Source organism: Vibrio vulnificus CMCP6 (genome assembly GCF_000039765.1).
Classification (GTDB): domain Bacteria; phylum Pseudomonadota; class Gammaproteobacteria; order Enterobacterales; family Vibrionaceae; genus Vibrio; species Vibrio vulnificus_B.
This window is the reverse complement of record NC_004459.3, coordinates 1,595,739-1,616,143: the sequence shown is the minus strand read 5'-3', so window position 1 is coordinate 1,616,143 and position 20,405 is coordinate 1,595,739. Positions and strand designations below refer to the sequence as shown.

Annotated in this window: 18 protein-coding genes; 9 read left to right on the top strand and 9 right to left on the bottom strand. The window is 46.8% G+C overall.

From position 1 onward, the window contains the following. The first annotated feature begins 51 nt into the window (after positions 1–51). The 7 genes from sfsA (at position 52) to panC (ending at position 5,956) form a co-directional block, all read left to right on the top strand. Complete coding sequence (gene sfsA, locus VV1_RS07800) at positions 52–768, top strand: DNA/RNA nuclease SfsA (RefSeq protein ID WP_011079570.1); 717 nt, start codon at positions 52–54, stop codon at positions 766–768. Positions 769–900: 132 nt separating this feature from the next. Next, on the top strand, positions 901–1,347 hold the full coding sequence (dksA, locus tag VV1_RS07795; RefSeq protein ID WP_011079569.1) for an RNA polymerase-binding protein DksA: 447 nt from the start codon (positions 901–903) through the stop codon (positions 1,345–1,347). Between the two features lie 62 nt (positions 1,348–1,409). Beyond that, positions 1,410–2,291 carry a tRNA glutamyl-Q(34) synthetase GluQRS gene (gene gluQRS, locus VV1_RS07790; RefSeq protein WP_043920941.1) on the top strand — a complete coding sequence of 294 codons (882 nt, stop codon included), beginning with the start codon at positions 1,410–1,412 and terminating at the stop codon, positions 2,289–2,291. Positions 2,292–2,370: 79 nt separating this feature from the next. After that, positions 2,371–3,738: a polynucleotide adenylyltransferase PcnB gene (gene pcnB, locus VV1_RS07785; protein WP_193387261.1), complete on the top strand. Its 1,368-nt coding sequence runs from the start codon at positions 2,371–2,373 to the stop codon at positions 3,736–3,738. Further along, positions 3,735–4,220, top strand: a complete 486-nt coding sequence (folK, locus tag VV1_RS07780; protein WP_011079566.1) for a 2-amino-4-hydroxy-6-hydroxymethyldihydropteridine diphosphokinase — start codon at positions 3,735–3,737, stop codon at positions 4,218–4,220. Before pcnB ends, folK begins: the two co-directional genes overlap by 4 nt. A gap of 23 nt (positions 4,221–4,243) precedes the next feature. Then, positions 4,244–5,038, top strand: a complete 795-nt coding sequence (panB, locus tag VV1_RS07775; protein ID WP_011079565.1) for a 3-methyl-2-oxobutanoate hydroxymethyltransferase — start codon at positions 4,244–4,246, stop codon at positions 5,036–5,038. A 12-nt stretch (positions 5,039–5,050) separates the two neighbouring features. After that, positions 5,051–5,956 (top strand): pantoate--beta-alanine ligase, encoded by a 906-nt coding sequence (gene panC / locus VV1_RS07770; RefSeq protein WP_011079564.1) that lies wholly within the window; start codon positions 5,051–5,053, stop codon positions 5,954–5,956. Between the two features lie 97 nt (positions 5,957–6,053). On the opposite strand, the gene VV1_RS07765 is transcribed toward panC, so the two are convergent. The 3 genes from VV1_RS07765 to VV1_RS07755 all read right to left on the bottom strand — a co-directional run bounded on the left by VV1_RS07765 (position 6,054) and on the right by VV1_RS07755 (position 9,586). Then, on the bottom strand, positions 6,054–6,824 hold the full coding sequence (locus tag VV1_RS07765; protein ID WP_011079563.1) for an ABC transporter permease: 771 nt from the start codon (positions 6,822–6,824) through the stop codon (positions 6,054–6,056). 1 nt (position 6,825) lies between these two features. Beyond that, positions 6,826–7,749 (bottom strand): ABC transporter ATP-binding protein, encoded by a 924-nt coding sequence (locus tag VV1_RS07760; protein ID WP_011079562.1) that lies wholly within the window; start codon positions 7,747–7,749, stop codon positions 6,826–6,828. Between the two features lie 166 nt (positions 7,750–7,915). Continuing rightward, positions 7,916–9,586, bottom strand: a complete 1,671-nt coding sequence (locus VV1_RS07755; RefSeq protein WP_011079561.1) for a SulP family inorganic anion transporter — start codon at positions 9,584–9,586, stop codon at positions 7,916–7,918. 241 nt (positions 9,587–9,827) lie between these two features. Between VV1_RS07755 and can the strand changes: the two genes are divergently transcribed. Beyond that, positions 9,828–10,496, top strand: coding sequence for a carbonate dehydratase (gene can, locus VV1_RS07750; RefSeq protein ID WP_011079560.1), 669 nt, complete (start codon positions 9,828–9,830; stop codon positions 10,494–10,496). Between the two features lie 99 nt (positions 10,497–10,595). Here can and hpt read toward each other — a convergent pair whose 3' ends face one another. Then, positions 10,596–11,126, bottom strand: a complete 531-nt coding sequence (gene hpt / locus VV1_RS07745; RefSeq protein ID WP_011079559.1) for a hypoxanthine phosphoribosyltransferase — start codon at positions 11,124–11,126, stop codon at positions 10,596–10,598. Between the two features lie 391 nt (positions 11,127–11,517). Between hpt and VV1_RS07740 the strand changes: the two genes are divergently transcribed. Continuing rightward, positions 11,518–12,135, top strand: a complete 618-nt coding sequence (locus tag VV1_RS07740; protein WP_011079558.1) for a LuxR/HapR/OpaR family quorum-sensing transcriptional regulator — start codon at positions 11,518–11,520, stop codon at positions 12,133–12,135. Between the two features lie 131 nt (positions 12,136–12,266). On the opposite strand, the gene lpdA is transcribed toward VV1_RS07740, so the two are convergent. From lpdA to ampD, 5 genes are all read right to left on the bottom strand, one after another. Continuing rightward, entirely contained in the window at positions 12,267–13,694 is a 1,428-nt protein-coding gene (lpdA, locus tag VV1_RS07735) for a dihydrolipoyl dehydrogenase (protein WP_011079557.1), read from the bottom strand. Positions 13,695–13,951: 257 nt separating this feature from the next. Next, positions 13,952–15,862: a pyruvate dehydrogenase complex dihydrolipoyllysine-residue acetyltransferase gene (gene aceF, locus VV1_RS07730; RefSeq protein ID WP_011079556.1), complete on the bottom strand. Its 1,911-nt coding sequence runs from the start codon at positions 15,860–15,862 to the stop codon at positions 13,952–13,954. Between the two features lie 19 nt (positions 15,863–15,881). Further along, positions 15,882–18,542 (bottom strand): pyruvate dehydrogenase (acetyl-transferring), homodimeric type, encoded by a 2,661-nt coding sequence (gene aceE / locus VV1_RS07725; protein WP_011079555.1) that lies wholly within the window; start codon positions 18,540–18,542, stop codon positions 15,882–15,884. Positions 18,543–18,595: 53 nt separating this feature from the next. After that, positions 18,596–19,363 (bottom strand): pyruvate dehydrogenase complex transcriptional repressor PdhR, encoded by a 768-nt coding sequence (gene pdhR, locus VV1_RS07720; RefSeq protein WP_011079554.1) that lies wholly within the window; start codon positions 19,361–19,363, stop codon positions 18,596–18,598. Positions 19,364–19,751: 388 nt separating this feature from the next. Next, positions 19,752–20,324: a 1,6-anhydro-N-acetylmuramyl-L-alanine amidase AmpD gene (gene ampD, locus VV1_RS07715; RefSeq protein WP_011079553.1), complete on the bottom strand. Its 573-nt coding sequence runs from the start codon at positions 20,322–20,324 to the stop codon at positions 19,752–19,754. Positions 20,325–20,405 lie beyond the last annotated feature (81 nt).

Genomic DNA, 20,405 nt, shown 5'->3' with positions numbered 1-20,405 from the left:
CTTAAATGGCGGCCACATTGTACATAAAAACCCACTCGTCTAAATAAGCAAATGCATTTCGAACCCGCGCTAGATTGCGCCCTATTACAAAAACGCTATAAACGCTTTCTCGCCGATGTGACCTATCAAAGCGGCGATACAGGCACGATTCATTGTGCCAATACCGGCGCTATGACTGGTTGCGCAACCCCTGGTGATAAAGTGTGGTATTCCACTTCCAACAACACCAAACGAAAATACCCCCACAGTTGGGAAATTACAGAAACGGAGCAGGGTCATCTTATCTGTGTCAATACCATTCGCGCCAACCAACTCGCGGTGGAAGCCATTGAGCAAGGCTGGATTAAAGAGCTCTCAGGGTATGAGCGACTTCAAACTGAAGTGAAATATGGTCATGAAAATAGTCGAATTGATATCTTGCTCAGCGCAAGCGACCGACCAGCGTGCTATATAGAAGTAAAGAGTGTCACCTTGCTAGATGACACCGAGCCTGGACAAGGCTTCTTTCCTGATGCAGTGACCACCCGTGGACAAAAACACCTGCGAGAGCTCACAGAAATGGCACAAAATGGAAGTAGAGCCATACTTTTATTTGCTGTTTTACATTCAGGTATTGAAAAAGTTGCTGCGGCGCTCCATATAGACGCCAAATATTCCCAATTACTCAAACAAGCACAAAAAGCCGGAGTTGAAGTCCTCTGCTATAAAGCAGAGATCAGCAATACTGAAATCAAACTCAATTCTGCTATTGCGTTTAACAATAGCTAGAAAAATGATGTGGTCTTCACATTGACGTTAAGTTTACGATTGATAGTTTGCCAGCACCGCCTCTTTCTGCTATAGATACCCGCCTTAAATTAGCTGCTTAGCAGTTGACTAGGTGTAAGTAGGAGATGCTGTATGCCAGAATCGAAGAAAAAAACGCTAGGCATCCTAGCCATTGCAGGTGTGGAGCCATATCAGGAAAAAGCTGGTGAAGAATACATGTCACCAGACCAAGTGGCTCACTTTAGAAAGATTTTAGAAGCTTGGCGTAATCAGCTTAGGGAAGAAGTTGACCGTACTGTTCACCACATGCAGGACGAAGCGGCGAATTTTCCTGACCCAGTTGACCGTGCCTCTCAAGAAGAAGAATTCAGCCTAGAACTGCGTAACCGTGACCGCGAGCGCCGCCTGATCAAGAAAATTGAGAAGACGCTGGATAAAATCAAAGATGATGATTTCGGTTTCTGTGAATCTTGTGGTGTGGAAATCGGCATTCGCCGTTTAGAAGCACGCCCAACTGCCGATCTTTGTATCGACTGTAAAACGCTTGCAGAGATCAAAGAGAAGCAAATGCAAGGTTAAGAATAACCTGCCTAACATGATTAAGGGAGCTGATGCTCCCTTTTTGTTTTGAGATGACATCCATGAGCTACATCGGTCGTTTTGCCCCTTCCCCATCAGGCCCATTGCATTTTGGCTCTTTGATTGCTGCTTTAGGCAGCTACTTTCAAGCCAAATCTCAACATGGTCAGTGGTTAGTGCGCATTGAAGATCTCGATCCGCCTCGAGAAATGCCGGGGGCGGCGGATTTGATTTTAAAAACGCTCGAAACTTATCACTTATTTTGGGATGGTGAAGTGGTTTACCAAAGCCAGCGTCATCACCTCTATCAAGCGCAAATTGACCACTGGCTGCAAAGTGGCCAAGCCTATTACTGCCAGTGCAGTCGCAAGCAGATCAAAGAAATGGGTGGCTATTACAACGGCCATTGCCAAGAATTGCATTTGGATGCAGGGGCTATTCGTCTCAAAATGACGCAGCCAATCACTCATTTTGACGATCTTCGTCATGGGCAGATGCACATTCCTCTCGAACTCGCGCAAGAAGATTTCATCATCAAGCGCCGTGATGGTTTGTTTGCCTATAATCTTGCAGTGGTATTGGACGATATCGATCAGGGTGTGACCGAAGTGGTGCGTGGCGCTGATTTAATCGAACCAACCGGTCGTCAAATCAGCTTATACCGCATGCTTGGTCAAGTTCCTGTCCGATATTTGCACTTGCCACTGGCAATGGATAAAAATGGCAACAAACTCTCCAAACAAAATCATGCCACTGGCATTGATTTGACACATCCAGCCTCTATGATTCTTGAAGCGATGGCGTTTCTAGGTTTTGCCATTCCCAAAGAACTTCATCAGGCCAATTTGGATGAAATTCTGCATTGGGGTGTACAAAATTGGCGCTTAAATCAGTTGCCCGAATCGCTAGAAATCACGGCGCGATTCTCAAATGGCACGGCGTGAGCTATTATAGGGCGCAAATTCAGGCCAAATCGGCGTAAAAACTAACCCATGCAAAGTGATGATCATTCACTGTTGCCAGATGCACATGAATAAAAACGAATATACAACATGCGATTCCACCACGTGTCCGGAACTCGCTTTAAATGTCATTACTCGTCAAGAGCACAATATTTCGCGCAAGCAGATTAGCGACCATGCGCTAAAAGTACTGTACCGACTTCATGGTGCCGGCTTCGACGCTTATCTTGTTGGCGGTGGCGTACGTGATTTACTGCTGGGACAAAGCCCAAAAGATTTTGATATTGCAACCAACGCGACACCTGAGCAGCTAAAGCAGTTATTCCGTAACTGCCGCCTGATTGGTCGCCGCTTTCGACTAGCGCATATCATGTTTGGTCGCGAAATCATTGAAGTGGCCACGTTCCGTGGACACCACCAAGATGCCAATTCGCAGATCTCCCAGCAGTCAAAAGAAGGCATGCTGTTGCGTGATAACGTGTATGGCACCATTGATGAAGATGCTGAACGACGTGACTTCACCATCAATGCGATGTACTACAACATTGCAGATTACTCGATCCATGATTATGCAGGTGGTGTTGAAGACCTTGAAGATCGCTTAGTACGCTTAATTGGCGATCCTGAGACTCGCTATCGTGAAGATCCTGTACGTATGCTTCGCGCGATTCGATTTGCCGCCAAGCTCGACTTCGATATCGAAGAAGACACGGCCGCACCGATTGAAGAGATGGCGTACTTGTTAAGAGACATCCCTGCCGCGCGTTTATACGAAGAATCGCTTAAGCTACTGCAATCGGGCCATGGCTTGGAAACGTATCACCTCATGCGTGAATACAATCTATTCCAACAAATGTTCCCAGCGATCTCAGCTTATTTCACCGAGGATTACTCTTCCAAAGCTGAGCAGATGTTGGACTTAGTCTTAGATTCCACTGACATTCGTGTCGAAGAAGGCAAGCGCATTAATCCCGCTTACATGTTTGCGGCTATGCTGTGGTATCCGCTGCTTGAGCTGGCAGACAAATTGATGGATAGCCACAATTTGTGTCACTACGACGCCGTCATGGAAGCGAGCAACCTGATCCTTGATGAACAGGTGCGCTCGATAGCTATTCCGCGCCGCCACACCGCGACCATCCGTGAAATTTGGCAACTGCAACTGCGTCTACCTCGTCGCAACGGTAAACGTGCTTTCCGCCTAATGGAACTCAACAAATTCCGTGCTGGTTTTGACTTCCTAGAAATGCGAGGAGAGATCGAAGGCGGTGAAACGGCAACATTGGCCAAGTGGTGGGGCACGTTCCAAAATGCAGGTCGTGAAATGCGCCTAGCGATGGTAAACGATCTCGAAGGCCCTGCTGGCAGTTCAAAATCCGGCCGTAAGCGTCGTTCTTTTAATAAGAAAAAGAGCAAAGCCAAATCATGATTACTGCCTATATTGCCATTGGCAGTAATCTTGCCGATCCTGTTAGCCAAGCCAAGAGCGCCATTGATGCACTAAAAACGCTGCCAAAATCGCGCCTTCTTGTCGCTTCACAGCTCTACAGCAGCTCCCCGATGGGCCCGCAAGATCAGCCAGACTACATCAATGCGGTCGCTGCTATAGAAACCGAATTAACGCCGTTGGAACTGCTCGATTGCACTCAAGCCATTGAACTGGAACAAGGGCGTGTCCGTAAAGAAGAACGTTGGGGCCCAAGAACCCTCGATTTAGATATTATTCTTTACGGCGATGAGGTGATCGACTCCGAGCGATTGACCATTCCTCACTACGGAATGAAGGAGCGCGAGTTCGTGCTCTACCCGCTCGCTGAAATCGCACCAAATTTAACCCTCCCTGATGGGACCGAGCTATCTCAACTTCTCACAATAGTGGATAAGAATGGCCTCGGCATTTGGCATTCATAGCCAAATCCTGGTAAGGAAAAATCATGAAAAAAATCACCATTAATGACCTGATTAAGTGGAAGCAGGAAGGTCGTAAATTTGCGACTTCAACAGCATACGATGCAAGTTTTGCGCAACTTTTTGAGAGCCAAGAAATGCCAGTGTTACTGGTCGGCGACTCTCTTGGTATGGTGTTGCAAGGCAAAAATGACACGCTTCCAGTGACTGTTGAAGACATTGCTTACCACACACGCTGTGTTCGTGCGGGTAGCCCAAATTGTCTATTGATGGCGGATATGCCATTTATGAGTTACGCCACACCAGAGCAAGCCTGTGAAAACGCGGCGCAATTAATGCGAGCGGGCGCCAACATGGTCAAAATCGAAGGTGGCGATTGGCTGGTTGATACGGTAAAAATGCTCACAGAGCGTGCGGTTCCAGTGTGTGCCCACCTCGGTTTAACACCACAATCCGTTAATATTTTTGGTGGTTACAAAGTGCAAGGCCGCGATCAGGAAAAAGCCGATCGCATGGTCAAAGATGCACTGGCGTTGCAAGCGGCAGGCGCACAAATCGTTCTACTTGAGTGTGTACCTGCTGAGCTAGCAGCACGAATTACTCAAGTGCTGGATGTACCCGTGATTGGTATTGGCGCTGGAAATGTCACCGATGGCCAAATCCTCGTGATGCACGATATGTTTGGTATTTCAGCCAATTACATGCCAAAATTCTCGAAAAATTTCCTGGCAGAAACAGGAGATATGCGCAAAGCCGTGGCGCTGTACATGGAACAAGTACAAGCAGGCACCTTCCCTGATGAAGCGCACACCATTGCTTAGAGGATAATGTAGATGCAAACCTTTGCCGAAATTTCAGCCCTTCGTGAACAGATCAAAACGTTCAAACGCGAAGGACGTCGAATTGCTTTTGTTCCAACCATGGGCAATTTACATGAAGGCCACTTAACGCTCGTGCGCAAAGCACGTGAGCACGCTGATATCGTGGTCGTCAGTATTTTTGTCAACCCAATGCAGTTTGATCGCGCTGACGATTTAAATAATTATCCAAGAACCTTGGAAGACGATCTCAGTAAACTCAACGGTGAAGCGGTTGAACTGGTCTTTACTCCAACACCTGAAATGATCTACCCAGAAGGCTTGGATAAGCAGACTCTCGTTGAAGTCCCCGGCTTATCAACCATGCTGGAAGGGGCATCGCGCCCAGGCCATTTCCGCGGCGTTGCGACAGTGGTTACTAAGCTATTTAACATTGTTCAGCCGGATGTGGCTTGCTTTGGTGAAAAAGATTTCCAACAGCTTGCTATCATTCGCAAAATGACCACCGATTTGGCAATGGACATTGAGATTATTGGTGTTCCTACCGTGCGTGAAATGGATGGCCTTGCCATGAGCTCTCGCAATGGCTTATTGACCATTGATGAGCGCCAACGTGCGCCTGTCTTGGCTCGTACCATGCGTTGGATCAGCAGTGCTATCCGTGGTGGCCGTGACGACTTTGCTTCGATCATCGAAGACGCCAGCGATCAATTGCGCGCCGCAGGCTTGCACCCAGATGAAATTTTCATCCGTGATGCACGTACTCTACAAGTGGTCAACGCGGAGAGCACGCAAGCCGTTATTCTGATGTCCGCTTTCTTGGGCAAAGCTCGCCTGATCGACAATCAAGTGGTTGAGTTGGTGAAAGACAGCAAAGAAGAAGTCGACAGCGCCGAGTCAGAAAGTGAAAACAGTCACTGATGTCTCATTACTGACCTAAACACTTCCCGTACAAAGAATAAAGGGATTGCCATCGGCAATCCCTTTTTGCTATCTGTGAACTGAACATTCGTTTTCGTTAAGAACGCAAGCCGATACCACGTGTCACTAAGTAGTGCGCCACGCCATAAAGTAAGACAACAAACGCACTTAGCACCGTAAACGATGTAGCGATCCCCACGTCAGAAACACCAAGGAAACCATAACGAAACGCGTTAACCATATAGACAATCGGGTTGATCTGCGACACCCCTTGCCAAAACTCTGGCAATAACTGAATGGAGTAGAAAACACCGCCAAGATAGGTCAATGGCGTGAGCACAAACGTAGGGATAATCGAAATATCGTCAAACGTTCGGGCAAAAACAGCGTTGATCAAACCACCTAACGAAAAGACCACCGACGTCAAAAAGACCGTCGCAATGATGATTCCCCAATGCTCAACTTGCAAATCAACGAACAGCAAAGAGACCATGGTAACCATGGCGCCCACTAGCAAACCACGAGCGACACCGCCCATGACAAAACCCAAAATAATCACGTAATTTGGCACGGGTGCCACTAGCAACTCTTCGATATTACGCTGAAATTTGGCACTAAAGAATGATGAAGCGACGTTGGAATAAGAGTTAGTAATCACCGACATCATGATCAAACCAGGTACGATATATTCCATGTAACTGAAACCGTTCATTTCACCAATCCGCGAACCAATCAAGCTCCCGAAAATAATAAAATAAAGCGTCATCGTGATCGCAGGCGGGACCAAGGTTTGTACCCAAATACGAGTAAAGCGGTTAATCTCTTTGGTTAACAGGCTACAAAAAGCCGTCCAATAAAGACGATACATATTACTTCTCCTTCACCTGTTCACGCACGATGTTCACAAACAGCTCTTCTAAGCGATTGGCTTTATTGCGCATCGACATGACCATTACCCCCTGCTCACTCAACTGACTGAACACATGGTTTAACGGCTGGGTTTTCTCCACTTCAATCTCCAAAGAATCATTTTCAACACGAGATGAGACCACACCTTCCAAACAAGGCATCGGCGAATTTGGGGCAAGATCCAAAATGAACGTTTCCACATCTAACTTAGCCAGCAAAGACTTCATCGTGGTGTTTTCAATTAACTCACCTCGGTTGATGATGCCGATATTGCGGCACAGCATTTCAGCCTCTTCCAAATAGTGAGTGGTCAAAATGATGGTAATGCCCTGCTTTTGATTGATCTCTTTGAGAAACTCCCACATTGAACGACGCAGCTCGATATCAACACCCGCCGTTGGCTCATCTAAAATCAGCAGTTTAGGTTCATGCATCAGAGCACGTGCGATCATCAGACGACGCTTCATCCCACCAGAAAGATTTCTTGCTCGCTCTTTGCGCTTTTCCCACAAATCGAGCTTAGTCAGATACTTCTCTGCTCGTTGCTTGGCGAGTTCACGCGACACACCGTAATAACCCGCCTGCTGCAACACGATCTGCTCCACGGTTTCAAACTGGTTGAAGTTAAACTCTTGTGGTACCAAGCCAAGATGCTGCTTTGCCAACTCCAAATCGCGATCAATGTCGTAACCAAAAACTTTGACGTTGCCCGATGTTTTGTTCACCAGAGAAGAAATCACGCCTATTGTGGTGGATTTCCCCGCGCCATTTGGCCCCAGCAGCGCATAAAAATCCCCTTCTTGTACGCCTAAACTGATGCCTTTTAGCGCCTCGAAGCCTCCAGCATACGTTTTTCGTAGCTGCTCAATTTGTAATGCATACATAATGTTGTATTGCTCTTTTTCTCTATGATGCCTATCAAATGACGCTTTAGTGGCGATTTTTCAACCCTACATTAGCAATTAATCATAAAAAACTGCCCGCACGGATAATAAAAACGCAGAGGAAGACCTCTGCGTTTTTCTACGACTCATTCACCGATTTACACGCTTAAACAAACGCGCCTTGGTGCTCATCTTGCTCAACTTTATTCACCGCAGCGTTGAGTGCTTCATAGCGGAATTTAAAGGTATTTTCATCCGGCACCAAATCCAGCACGTGGAACTTTTCAAGCTGCTCACGAACTCGCTCATTCGGGCAGAGTAAGTAGACATCGCATTGAGCTTCTTGCGCATCTTTAATGGCGTTTTCTAATGCGAGGCCAACGGTGACATCAATCATCGGCACGTCGGTCAGATCGAGAATCATCGCTTCGTAATCGGCAATGCTGCTGTGCTGACGCGAGATCGCTTTCGAGACACTGAAAATCATCGGGCCAGAGAGGTAAAAAAACAGCACTTTGCCATTAGCACGATCAAGCAAGCCACGCTCGCTGTCCGTCAGTGGCACATCGTTTTCATCCGCGTCACTGATTGCTTTCACTTGCTTGGCTTGCACGCGACTGAGGCGCTCGATAATAAGGATATTGGAAATGAAGACACCTAGCCCCCCCGCCACAATCAGATCAACAAACACCGTCAGCAACATCACGCCATACATGATCGCCATGCCTTGCACGCTCACGCGGTGCGCGCGTTGAATGAAGCTCCAGTCCAAAATGCCGAAACCGACGTACACCGCAATCCCCGCCAAAACTGCCATTGGGATAGGCTCGGTCAATCCGCTCGCGACCAGAACAACCAGCGCCAGAATCAAGGCGCGAATCACGCCAGATAACGGAGAACGCGCCCCCACTTGAATATTAGTCACTGTGCCCATGGTCGCGCCCGCACCAGGCAGCGCACCAAACAGACCCGAGATCATGTTCGCCAAACCTTGCCCGCGCAGCTCTTTATCTGAATCATGCTCTTTACGCGTCAGAGAGTCACCAATCACGGCCGTCAATAAGGTATCAATACAACCGAGCGTGCCCAGCACCAAAGCATCAATCACCATCGCAGTGAAGATTTCACCATTAATCACAGGCACGACAAGAGAAGGTAGGCCCGTTGGAATTTCGCCAATTCGGCGCACATCGTCAAAATCAAAAATGATGACAGAAAGCAGCGTGACCGCCACCAACGCGACCAATTGCGCAGGAACATATTTGCGGTACTGTTTAGGGAAAAAGAACAGAATGCCCAACGTCAGTAAGCCAAGGAAAAACTCACTAAACTTCATGTTGGAAATAGTCTCAGGCAACGCAGAAAGTGTGCCAAGAACCCCACCGGCAGGCGCAGCATGGCCAAGTAACGGGGACAGTTGCAAAATGATCAGTATCACGCCGATGCCAGACATAAAACCCGACACCACGCTATACGGCATTAGGGTAATGTATTTGCCTAACTTCAATGTGCCTATCAATACCTGAAAGGCACCAGCCATCATGACGATGGTAAAACTGATGGCAATGCCAGATTCTGGGTATTTCGCCACCATGCTGGTTAATACCGCGGTCATGATCACCGTCATTGGTCCGGTCGGTTCAGAAATCAGGGTAGATGAACCACCAAATAACGCTGCAAATAAACCGACTAAAATCGCTCCCCACAAACCGGCTTCAGCCCCAGCGCCAGAGGCCACTCCAAATGCTAATGCCAGTGGCAGAGAAATAATGGCTGTGGTGACCCCACCAAACAGATCCCCTTTCAGATTGATATCGTTAAAACGATCTCCAAACATCACTCAGCTCCCTGTAAAAAACATAAATCGCGCAACTTTAGCAAAAGTTAACCTATTTCGTTAAGTGTTAATTAGATCTCATAAGTCACACCATATAACTTATGGTTTGGTTAACGGCTAAGTTTATGATTTTTTATGCCATAACTAGTCAGATGAGTGCTTTTCTGCCAATTTATTTCGGGTGGTAAATTGTAACATTGTGTATAGTGATGCAAGAATTTTTAGGGAAGTAAGACGCAACATGCCGGAAATCAAGCAACTATTTGAAAATAACTCGAAATGGTCCGAAGAGATCAAATCGCATCAACCGGAGTATTTCTCCAAATTAGAAGAAGGGCAAAATCCCGGCTTTCTTTGGATTGGTTGTTCCGACAGTCGCGTTCCTGCAGAACGCTTGACAGGACTTTACTCGGGTGAATTATTTGTTCATCGTAATGTAGCCAACCAAGTGATCCATACCGATTTAAATTGCCTCTCGGTTGTGCAATACGCTGTTGACGTGTTGAAAGTCAAACACATCATCATCTGTGGCCATTACGGTTGTGGGGGGGTAAACGCTGCGATTGAAAATCCTCGCCTTGGTTTGATCAATAACTGGCTACTGCACATTCGCGATCTCTACCTCAAGCATCGTAACTGGCTGGGTGAGCTCCCGAAGGAGAAATGGGGCGACAAACTGTGTGAAATCAATGTCGCAGAACAAGTCTACAACTTGGGCAATTCTACGATTATGGAAAGCGCTTGGGAGCGTGGACAAGATGTGGAAATTCACGGCGTTGTCTATGGCATTGGTGATGGCCTTCTGCAAGATATTGGCGTGCGTTGCTACAGCCGAGAGTCACTCGAAGTCAACTATCAGGCTGCGATGGCAAAAATCCTCAATAGCGATGTGATGAAGTTTCACGAATAGCGCCATCGTTAGACCGCCGACACAATCCGTGTTCTAGAGATAACATGGCAAATGGCCCGCTGTATCAGCGGGCCATTATTTATCTCAACCTTTGCCCACTTATTCTTGTGGAACCACTTTACCAATGAAAGGAAGATGACGATATTTTTGTGCGTAGTCGATACCAACACCCACAACAAACTCATCAGGGATCTCAAAGCCAATCCACTTCACTGGAACAGGCACTTCGCGACGTGAAGGCTTGTCTAATAAGGTACAAATTTCGATAGACTTAGGTTCTCTTAAAGACAGGATCTCTTTAATCTTGTTCAGAGTATTACCTGTGTCGATAATGTCTTCGACGATCAAGACATCCTTGCCTTTGATGTCATCATCGAGATCTTTCAGAATGCGAACGTCACGCGAGCTTTCCATTGTATTACCGTAGCTAGAAGCCGTCATAAAATCGACTTGGTGCGTGAGTTCAATGGCACGAGCAAGATCCGCCATAAAAACAAACGAACCACGTAGCAAGCCGACTAGCACAAGATCTTCACTGCCTTGGTAATGCGCAGTAATCTGTTTACCTAATTCACGAACTCGTTCCTGAACGGTCTGCTCAGAAATCATAACTTCTACTGTATGTTTCATACTGTACTCAATGTTTTATAGTTGCTAATGGTGAGTTTCGTACCCGAGCAAAGTGTCGCTTAGGTCAATACGCAAACGTTCACCTGAAATTCTCGCGTAGTGTAACACTCCGCAAAGCAATCTTTAACCCCCAAAGGAAGAAGTTGTGCCAGTGCAATACGCTATTTACTATCACATCAATAAACGAGATCTCGATGCCAATTTAAATAAAAGTTGCTCAAGATAGATATCAATATTGACATTACTGTTCATTTATTCACCATAAGTTATTGACCCAATGCATATGCACCATTACACTCATGGAGCTAAAAGCAATTATTAAAACAATCAATAGGAACAGCTAAGCCGTTCCCGAGCTCGGTACCCCAACTCATTGGTAAGGAAACAACCTATGGACTCAATCGCAAAGAGACCGCGAACTCGCTTATCTCCGCTAAAACGTAAACAGCAGCTCATGGAAATTGCACTGGAAGTGTTTGCTCGTCGTGGCATTGGCCGTGGTGGTCACGCAGACATCGCTGAAATTGCGCAAGTTTCTGTGGCGACCGTCTTCAACTACTTCCCAACTCGCGAAGATCTTGTAGACGAAGTGCTTAACCATGTCGTTCGTCAGTTTTCTAATTTCCTATCTGACAACATCGATTTGGATCTTCACGCTAAAGAAAACATCGCCAACATCACCAACGCAATGATTGAGCTTGTGGTGCAAGACAATCACTGGTTGAAAGTTTGGTTCGAGTGGAGTGCGTCGACGCGTGATGAAGTTTGGCCTCTGTTTGTCACCACCAACCGTACTAATCAATTACTGGTACAAAACATGTTCATCAAAGCCATTGAGCGTGGTGAAGTGTGTGACCAACACAACCCAGAAGATTTGGCGAACTTGTTCCACGGCATTTGTTACTCGCTGTTTGTTCAAGCAAACCGTACCAACAATACCGCAGAGCTCAGCAAACTGGTCAGCAGCTACTTAGACATGCTATGCATCTATAAACGCGAGCACGAATAACACCAGTAACCTCATATCAAGGTTGGCTACGGCCAACCTTTTTTATTTCTTCAAAAACGTGGGGCCGTTTTTGAAGAAATAAAAAACCGCTGATGATTCAGCGGTTTTATTTTGACGACTCGCTAAGAAGATTATTTTTTCTTCTTCGCTTTCGCGTTTGGTAGGTCAGTGATTGTACCTTCAAACACTTCCGCCGCTAGACCAACAGATTCGTGTAGCGTTGGGTGAGCGTGAATTGTCAGTGCGATATCTTCAGCATCACAACCCATCTCGATAGCAAGGCCGATTTCACCAAGCAGTTCACCACCGTTGGTACCAACGATAGCACCACCGATAACGCGATGCGTTTCTTTATCAAAGATCAGCTTTGTCATACCGTCAGCGCAGTCAGAGGCGATTGCACGACCCGATGCTGCCCATGGGAACGTAGCCACTTCGTAGTTGATGCCTTCTGCTTTTGCTTCTTTCTCAGTCTTACCAACCCATGCCACTTCTGGCTCAGTGTAAGCAATTGAAGGAATCACTTTAGGATCGAAGTAGTGCTTCTTACCTGAGATAACTTCTGCAGCCACGTGGCCTTCATGCACACCTTTGTGCGCTAGCATTGGTTGACCAACGATGTCACCGATAGCAAAGATGTGAGGAACGTTAGTACGCATTTGCTTGTCAACGTTGATGAAGCCGCGCTCATCGATTTCAAGACCCGCTTTTTCACCGTCGATCAGTTTGCCATTTGGTACACGACCGATAGCCACAAGAACCGCATCATAGCGCTCAGCTTCTGCTGGTGCTTTTTTGCCTTCCATTGAAACGTAGATACCATCTTCTTTCGCTTCAACTGCCGTTACTTTCGTTTCCAGCATTAGGTTAAATTTCTTGCTGATACGCTTGGTGTAAACCTTCACGATATCTTTGTCTGCCGCTGGAATCACTTGATCGAACATTTCCACAACGTCGATCTGTGAACCTAGCGAGTGGTAAACGGTACCCATTTCTAGGCCGATGATACCACCACCCATGATCAGCAGCTTTCCTGGTACTTCTTTCAGTTCAAGCGCATCAGTTGAGTCCCAAATACGTGGGTCTTCATGTGGGATAAATGGCAATTTGATTGGGCGAGAACCTGCAGCGACGATCGCGTTGTCGAAGTTAACCACGGTTTTACCGTCTTCACCTTCTACTTCAATCGTGTTAGGGCCAGTGAATTTACCAAAGCCATTCACCACGTTCACTTTACGCATCTTCGCCATACCGCCAAGACCGCCAGTCAACTGGTTGATTACTTTTTCTTTCCAAAGACGAATTTTGTCGATGTCTGTTTGAGGTTCACCAAATACGATGCCGTGCTCAGCAAGCGCTTTTGCTTCTTCGATCACTTTCGCAACGTGAAGCAGTGCTTTCGATGGGATACAACCCACGTTCAGACACACACCACCAAGGGTGTTGTAACGTTCAATAAGAACAGTGTCCAGACCTAAGTCTGCACAACGGAATGCAGCGGAGTAACCAGCAGGACCGGCACCAAGTACTACCACCTGGGCTTTAATTTCTTTGCTCATTTTGACCTCTTGTAGTCATTATCCCTAACAGGCTGAGTGAGTTTTGATTTTTGTTTAAGAGTGGTTTGTTTTAAACATTTTCAGACCGCCAACAGTTTACAGAGATGTTAATGGTGTGAAAAGTAAATCAATTTAGCCTGTGAGCCAGACGACAATTCGATGGACAAAAAACACACGCGTGCTCGCTTGTCATCCAATTGTCCGATAATTCTATTAACAGAGGCGGCTGTTAGGCCGCCTCTCAATGTTCACGTCGATTACAGAACCAAACGACGAATGTCAGATAGGCACTCGTTTAGGTAAGTAATGAAGCGCGCACCTTCTGCACCATCAATCACACGGTGATCATATGATAGAGATAGAGGCAGTTGTAGGCGAGGAGCGAACTCTTTACCATTCCAAACTGGCTTAATTTCAGACTTAGACACACCAAGGATACCCACTTCTGGCGCGTTTACGATTGGTGTAAACGCAGTACCACCGATACCACCTAGGCTTGAAATCGTGAAACAGCCACCTTGCATGTCCGCTGCAGTCAGCTTACCAGCACGTGCTTTCTTAGAAACCACCATCAGTTCTTCAGATAGCTCGTAGATGCCTTTCTTGTTCACGTCTTTAAAGACAGGAACCACTAGGCCATTTGGCGTATCCACCGCAATACCGATGTTCACGTATTTCTTCAGAATCAAGCTTTCACCGTCGTCTGATAGCGAAGAGTTGAACGCTGGGAATGCTTCTAGTGCTTTCGCTGCCGCTTTCATGATGAACACAAGTGGCGTGATCTTCATGCCCGAGTCTTTCTTCGCTTCAATCGCGTTTTGCTCTTTACGGAAGTTTTCTAGCTCAGTGATATCCGCGTTATCCCACTGTGTAACGTGAGGGATCATTACCCAGTTACGATGTAGGTTTGCACCCGAGATCTTCTTAATGCGAGATAGTGGCTGAACTTCTGTTTCACCGAACTTGCTGAAGTCCACTTTCGGCCATGGTAGTAGGCCAAGCGCTGCGCCATCGCCTTTACCAGAAGCCGCTGCAACTGCACCAGACTCAAGACGCTTAAGTGCGTCTTTCACGTAAGCTTGAACGTCTTCTTTCAGGATTCGGCTCTTACGACCAGAACCTTTCACTTTAGAAAGATTTACGCCGAACTCGCGAGCTAGACGACGAACCACTGGAGATGCGTGAGCATACTCGTCGTTTTCTTTGAAATCACTAGTTGTTGCTTGAGCTTCCGCTTTTGCTACTGGAGCTACCGCTGGAGCTGGAGCTGCTGCTTGAGCGGGTGCCGCTGCTTGAGCGGGTGCCGCTGCTGCAACTGGCGCTGCGCCAGCAACTTCGAACACCATGATTAGAGAACCAGTAGAAACTTTGTCACCAGCTGCAACTTTGATTTCTTTAACCGTACCAGCGAAAGGTGCAGGTACTTCCATAGATGCTTTGTCGCCTTCTACAGTAATCAGAGATTGCTCTTCAGAGACTGTATCGCCAACGGTAACCATGATTTCAGTGACTTCAACTTCGTCGCCGCCGATATCAGGAACGTTAACTTCTTTTACTCCAGAGACTGCTGCTGGAGCCGCCGCCGGAGCTGCTGCTGCAACTGGTGCAGGTGCTGCTGCGCCCGAACCCGCCACTTCAAATACCATCACGAGTGAGCCAGTAGACACTTTATCGCCTGCTGCCACTTTGATTTCTTTTAGAGTACCTGCGAATGGTGCTGGTACTTCCATTGAAGCTTTGTCACCTTCTACTGTCAGTAGAGATTGCTCTTCAGCGATGGAATCGCCAACAGCAACTAGGATTTCAGTCACTTCAACTTCGTCGCCACCGATATCCGGTACACAAACTTCTTTCAGTTCACTTGCTGCTGCAGGTGCAGCGACTGGTGCTACAGCAGGAACTGGTGCAGCCGCTGCTGCACCCGGAGCGCCGGCCGCTTCAACTTCAAAGACCATGATGAGAGAACCTGTTGTTACTTTATCGCCAGCAACAACTTTGATTTCTTTTACAATACCCGCTTGAGAGGCGGGTACTTCCATAGAAGCCTTGTCGCCTTCTACAGTAATGAGAGACTGCTCTTCTTCAACCTTGTCGCCAACGCTTACAAGAATCTCAGTAACTTCAACCTCATCCGCACCGATATCAGGTACATTAATTTCGATTGCCATTATTCTTTCCTACCTTCAATTAAGCGTATAGCGGGTTAGTTTTTTCAGTGTCGATGTCGAACTTCTTAATTGCTTCTGCAATCACAGATTTCTCAACGTCACCACGTTTCGCCAGTTCAGTTAGCGCTGCAACAACCACGTAACCTGCGTTCACTTCGAAGTGACGACGTAGGTTTTCACGGCTGTCTGAACGACCAAAGCCGTCAGTACCCAGCACTTTGTAAGACTCAGCAGGAATGAATGCACGAACCTGCTCTGCGTAGTTCTTCATGTAGTCAGTCGCCGCGATTGCAGGCTCAGTACCCATTACTGTTTGGATGTAAGGTACTTGCGCTTCTGCTTCTGGGTGAAGCATGTTGTAACGCTCGCACGCTTGACCATCACGAGTCACTTCATTGAACGACGTTACAGAGTAAACGTCTGACGCAATGCCGTACTCATCGCTTAGGATTTGAGCCGCTTTACGCACTTCGTTCATGATAGTACCAGAGCTCAACAGCTGAACTTTACCTTTCGAACCCGTGTAAGTTTCTAGCTTGTAGATACCCTTACGAATGCCTTCTTCAGCGCCTTCTGGCATTGCTGGCATTGCGTAGTTCTCGTTCATCAGAGTTAGGTAGTAGAACACGTTCTCTTGATCACCATACATACGACGGATACCGTCTTGTAGGATAACTGCAACTTCGTAAGCGAATGTTGGGTCGTAAGAGATACAGTTCGGTACAGTACCTGCCATGATGTGTGAGTGACCGTCTTCGTGTTGTAGACCTTCACCGTTTAGCGTTGTACGACCTGCAGTTGCACCAAGTAGGAAACCACGAGCTTGTTGGTCACCCGCCATCCATGCCATGTCGCCAACACGTTGGAAACCGAACATAGAGTAGTAGATGTAGAACGGGATCATTGGTAGGTCATTGGTCGAGTATGACGTTGCCGCCGCAACCCATGAAGACATAGCACCTAGCTCATTGATACCTTCTTGCAGTACCTGACCTGACGTTGCTTCTTTGTAGTAAGAAACGATGTCACGGTCTTGTGGCGTGTAGTTCTGGCCGTGCGGGTTGTAAATACCGATTTGACGGAACAGACCTTCCATACCGAATGTACGTGCTTCATCGGCAATGATAGGAACAATGTTCTTACCGATGTTCTTATCTTTAAGCAGTACGTTTAGAGTACGTACAAACGCCATAGTTGTAGAGATGTCACGCTTCTGCTCTTCTAGCAGAGGTTGGAACTCCTCAACAGCTGGAATAACAAGCTCTTGGGTAAAGTTAGGTAGACGCTGCGGCGTGTAACCTTTCAGTGCTTTACGACGAGCGTGTAGGTATTCGTATTCTTTCGAACCTTCTTCCAAAGTTAGGTATGGAAGTTCTTTCACTGCTTCGTCAGTTAGGATGTCTTGAAGACCTAGGCGATCACGTAGATGTAGCACGTGAGTCATATCCATCTTCTTAACTTGGTGCGCGATGTTCTTACCTTCTGCCGCTTCACCCATGCCGTAACCTTTAACCGTTTTCGCTAGGATAACCGTTGGACGACCTTTGGTGTCTTGTGCATTTTTGAATGCAGCGTACAGTTTAGAAGACTCGTGACCACCACGCTTAAGTGCGAAGATTTCATCGTCAGTCATGTCTGCAACGAGCGCTGCAGTTTCAGGGTACTTACCAAAGAAGTGCTCACGTACGTACGCGCCATCTTTCGATTTGAATGTTTGGTAGTCACCATCGATGGTTTCGTTCATCAGTTGAAGAAGCTTACCCGTGGTGTCTTTTGCTAGTAGTGAATCCCAGTTGTTACCCCAGATAACCTTCACTACGTTCCAACCAGCACCTTTGAACAGACCTTCAAGTTCTTGAATGATCTTACCGTTACCCATAACAGGACCGTCTAGACGCTGTAGGTTACAGTTGATTAGGAAACATAGGTTGTCTAGTTTTTCACGCGCAGCGAAAGAGATAGCACCACGTGATTCTGGCTCATCCATCTCACCGTCACCTAGGAACGCGTATACACGCTGCTCAGAGGTATCCTTCATGCCACGGCCTTCAAGGTACTTCAGGAAGCGCGCTTGGTAGATCGCAGAAATCGGACCTAGACCCATAGATACGGTTGGGAACTGCCAGAACTCAGGCATTAGTTTAGGGTGCGGGTATGATGGGATACCTTTGCCGTCCACTTCTTGACGGAAGTTGTCTAGTTGCTCAGCCGTTAGACGACCTTCAACGAAAGCACGTGCGTAGATCCCTGGAGAAATATGGCCTTGGTAGTAAACCAAATCGCCACCATCTTTCTCGTTTGGAGCACGGAAGAAGTGGTTGAAACAGGTTTCGTAGAATGCTGCAGAAGACTGGAAAGACGCCATGTGGCCGCCTAGCTCTAGGTCTTTCTTAGAAGCACGTAGAACGATCATGATTGCGTTCCAACGGATGATGGAACGGATTCGACGCTCAAGCGTAGTATCACCAGGGTAAGCTGGTTCTTGGTTCGCTGGAATCGTGTTGATGTAGTTGGTTGTGATGCCAGTCGGCATATCAACGCCATCTAGGCGAGCTTTGTCTAGAACTTGCTCTAATAGGTACTGTGCACGTTCTACACCTTCTTCACGAACTACTGACTCAAGTGCTTGTAACCATTCTTGAGTTTCAAGTGCGTCTACGTCATGCTTCATATCAGACATGGCGATCTATCCTTCTGTTGGTTGGATCTACGTTAAACTTGCAATGAGTCCGATTAAGACTCATTACCTCGTTGAATTCGACGTAAAGAGCGTTCTCTACGTGACTCTTCACGAGTCAAATCCAACAATGTTTCTTCGATGTACGCTAAATGCGAATGGGACATTTCACGCGCCTTTTCTGGCTGACCAGAAACAATCGCATCCACAATATTAGCCCGATGTTTACTGACTTTTTCCACCACTTCAGCGCGGCGGTGCAGTAATTTCAGATTCTGTAAGACATTTTGCTCCAGTAACGGCGAGAGACTACGAACAATATGCAGCAGCACGACGTTGTGCGAGGCTTCGGTTAATGCAACCAAAAACGCCATCACCGCGGCCGCTTCCGCTTCTACATTCTGTTTTGTCTGCTCTGCGCTAATCTTTTCCAGGCAAGCCTGAATGCGGGCAAAGTCTTGCTCGGTACCACGCAATGCAGCGAAATACGCAGAAATACCTTCCATCGCATGGCGCGATTCAAGTAAATCAAGCTGTGTTTCAGAGTGGCTGGATAATAAATTTAGCAGAGGATCAGAGAAACTTTTCCAAATGTTCTCACTGACAAACGTGCCACCGCCTTGACGACGAGTAAGCAGACGTTTGGCTTCCAAGCGTTGAATTGCTTCACGTACAGAAGGACGAGACACCTCGAACTGTTTGGCCAGTTCGCGTTCTGGTGGCAATTGTTGCCCCGGTGCCAATATTCCCTCGACGATCAATCTTTCCAACTCTTGTTCAATCACATCAGAAAGTTTCGGCTGACGAATCCTTTGATAAGCCATATTTATTATTCTTTTTCTCTTTGCTGTTAATTGGTAATACCAATTCTAAGTTGGTGCAGAAATTAACATAATTAAAACGCAACTGTCCAGCCAAAAATTGACCTAAATCATAGAACAGCTCACGCTTCAACACTTTGCTAACATTCGTTCATTAAAACGGCAATAGAATTGGTCTTACCAATTACAAATAGTAAACAGATGGGGAAAGGGCGTGCTAGCAAAACGGTGAAAGAAAAACAAAAAAAGACAAAATATTTTGCCTCATTTGCCCCTCAAGTCGCTTACCCCATGATTAAACGTAGTTAACTTTTAACAAGACGAAATAATTTTCGATATAAAAAAAGGTAAGCCATGATGCTTACCCTTTTGTGACAACCTTGCGATTGGTTTACATTTTTGCAACCGCCCCATTTTGAGAAAGTAAAGTTCGATAATAACGCCAGTCAAAACTTAAACCGGGATCAGTTTTTCTCAGCGGTGCAATGTATTGGTGGCCAGTAATTCGAGGAAGGGTGATGTGCGGATATTGGCGCATTAAGGTTTTGCTGAGCTCGCTTAACGCTTGATACTGCGCTTCGGTATAAGCGACAAAATCACTGCCCTCAAGCTCAATACCTATCGAATAGTCATTGCAACGCTCAACCCCTGCAAAGCTGGATGCACCAGCATGCCAAGCGCGATCATCAAAAGAGACAAACTGCACCACTTCCCCATCTCTTTTAATCAAGCAGTGAGCCGAGACGCGCATCTGATGAATCACTTGGAAAAAAGGATGCTCGCTTGGGTCAAGCTGGCCTTGAAAAAAGTCCTCTATATAGCGGCCACCGAATTGACCAGGAGGCAGGCTAATATTGTGCACCACCAGCAGAGAAATTGGCTTTCCTTGAGGTCTCGCATCAAAAAACGGCGATGAAACTCGCTTAACGCCCTCCAACCATCCTTGCGTGATCACAGCTTGCATATCATCTCCATGGGCTTGTCAATTAACTGCTGAAATTATTGCCTACGCAGAGTATCATGCGTTGCAATTCCCCTTTCAAGA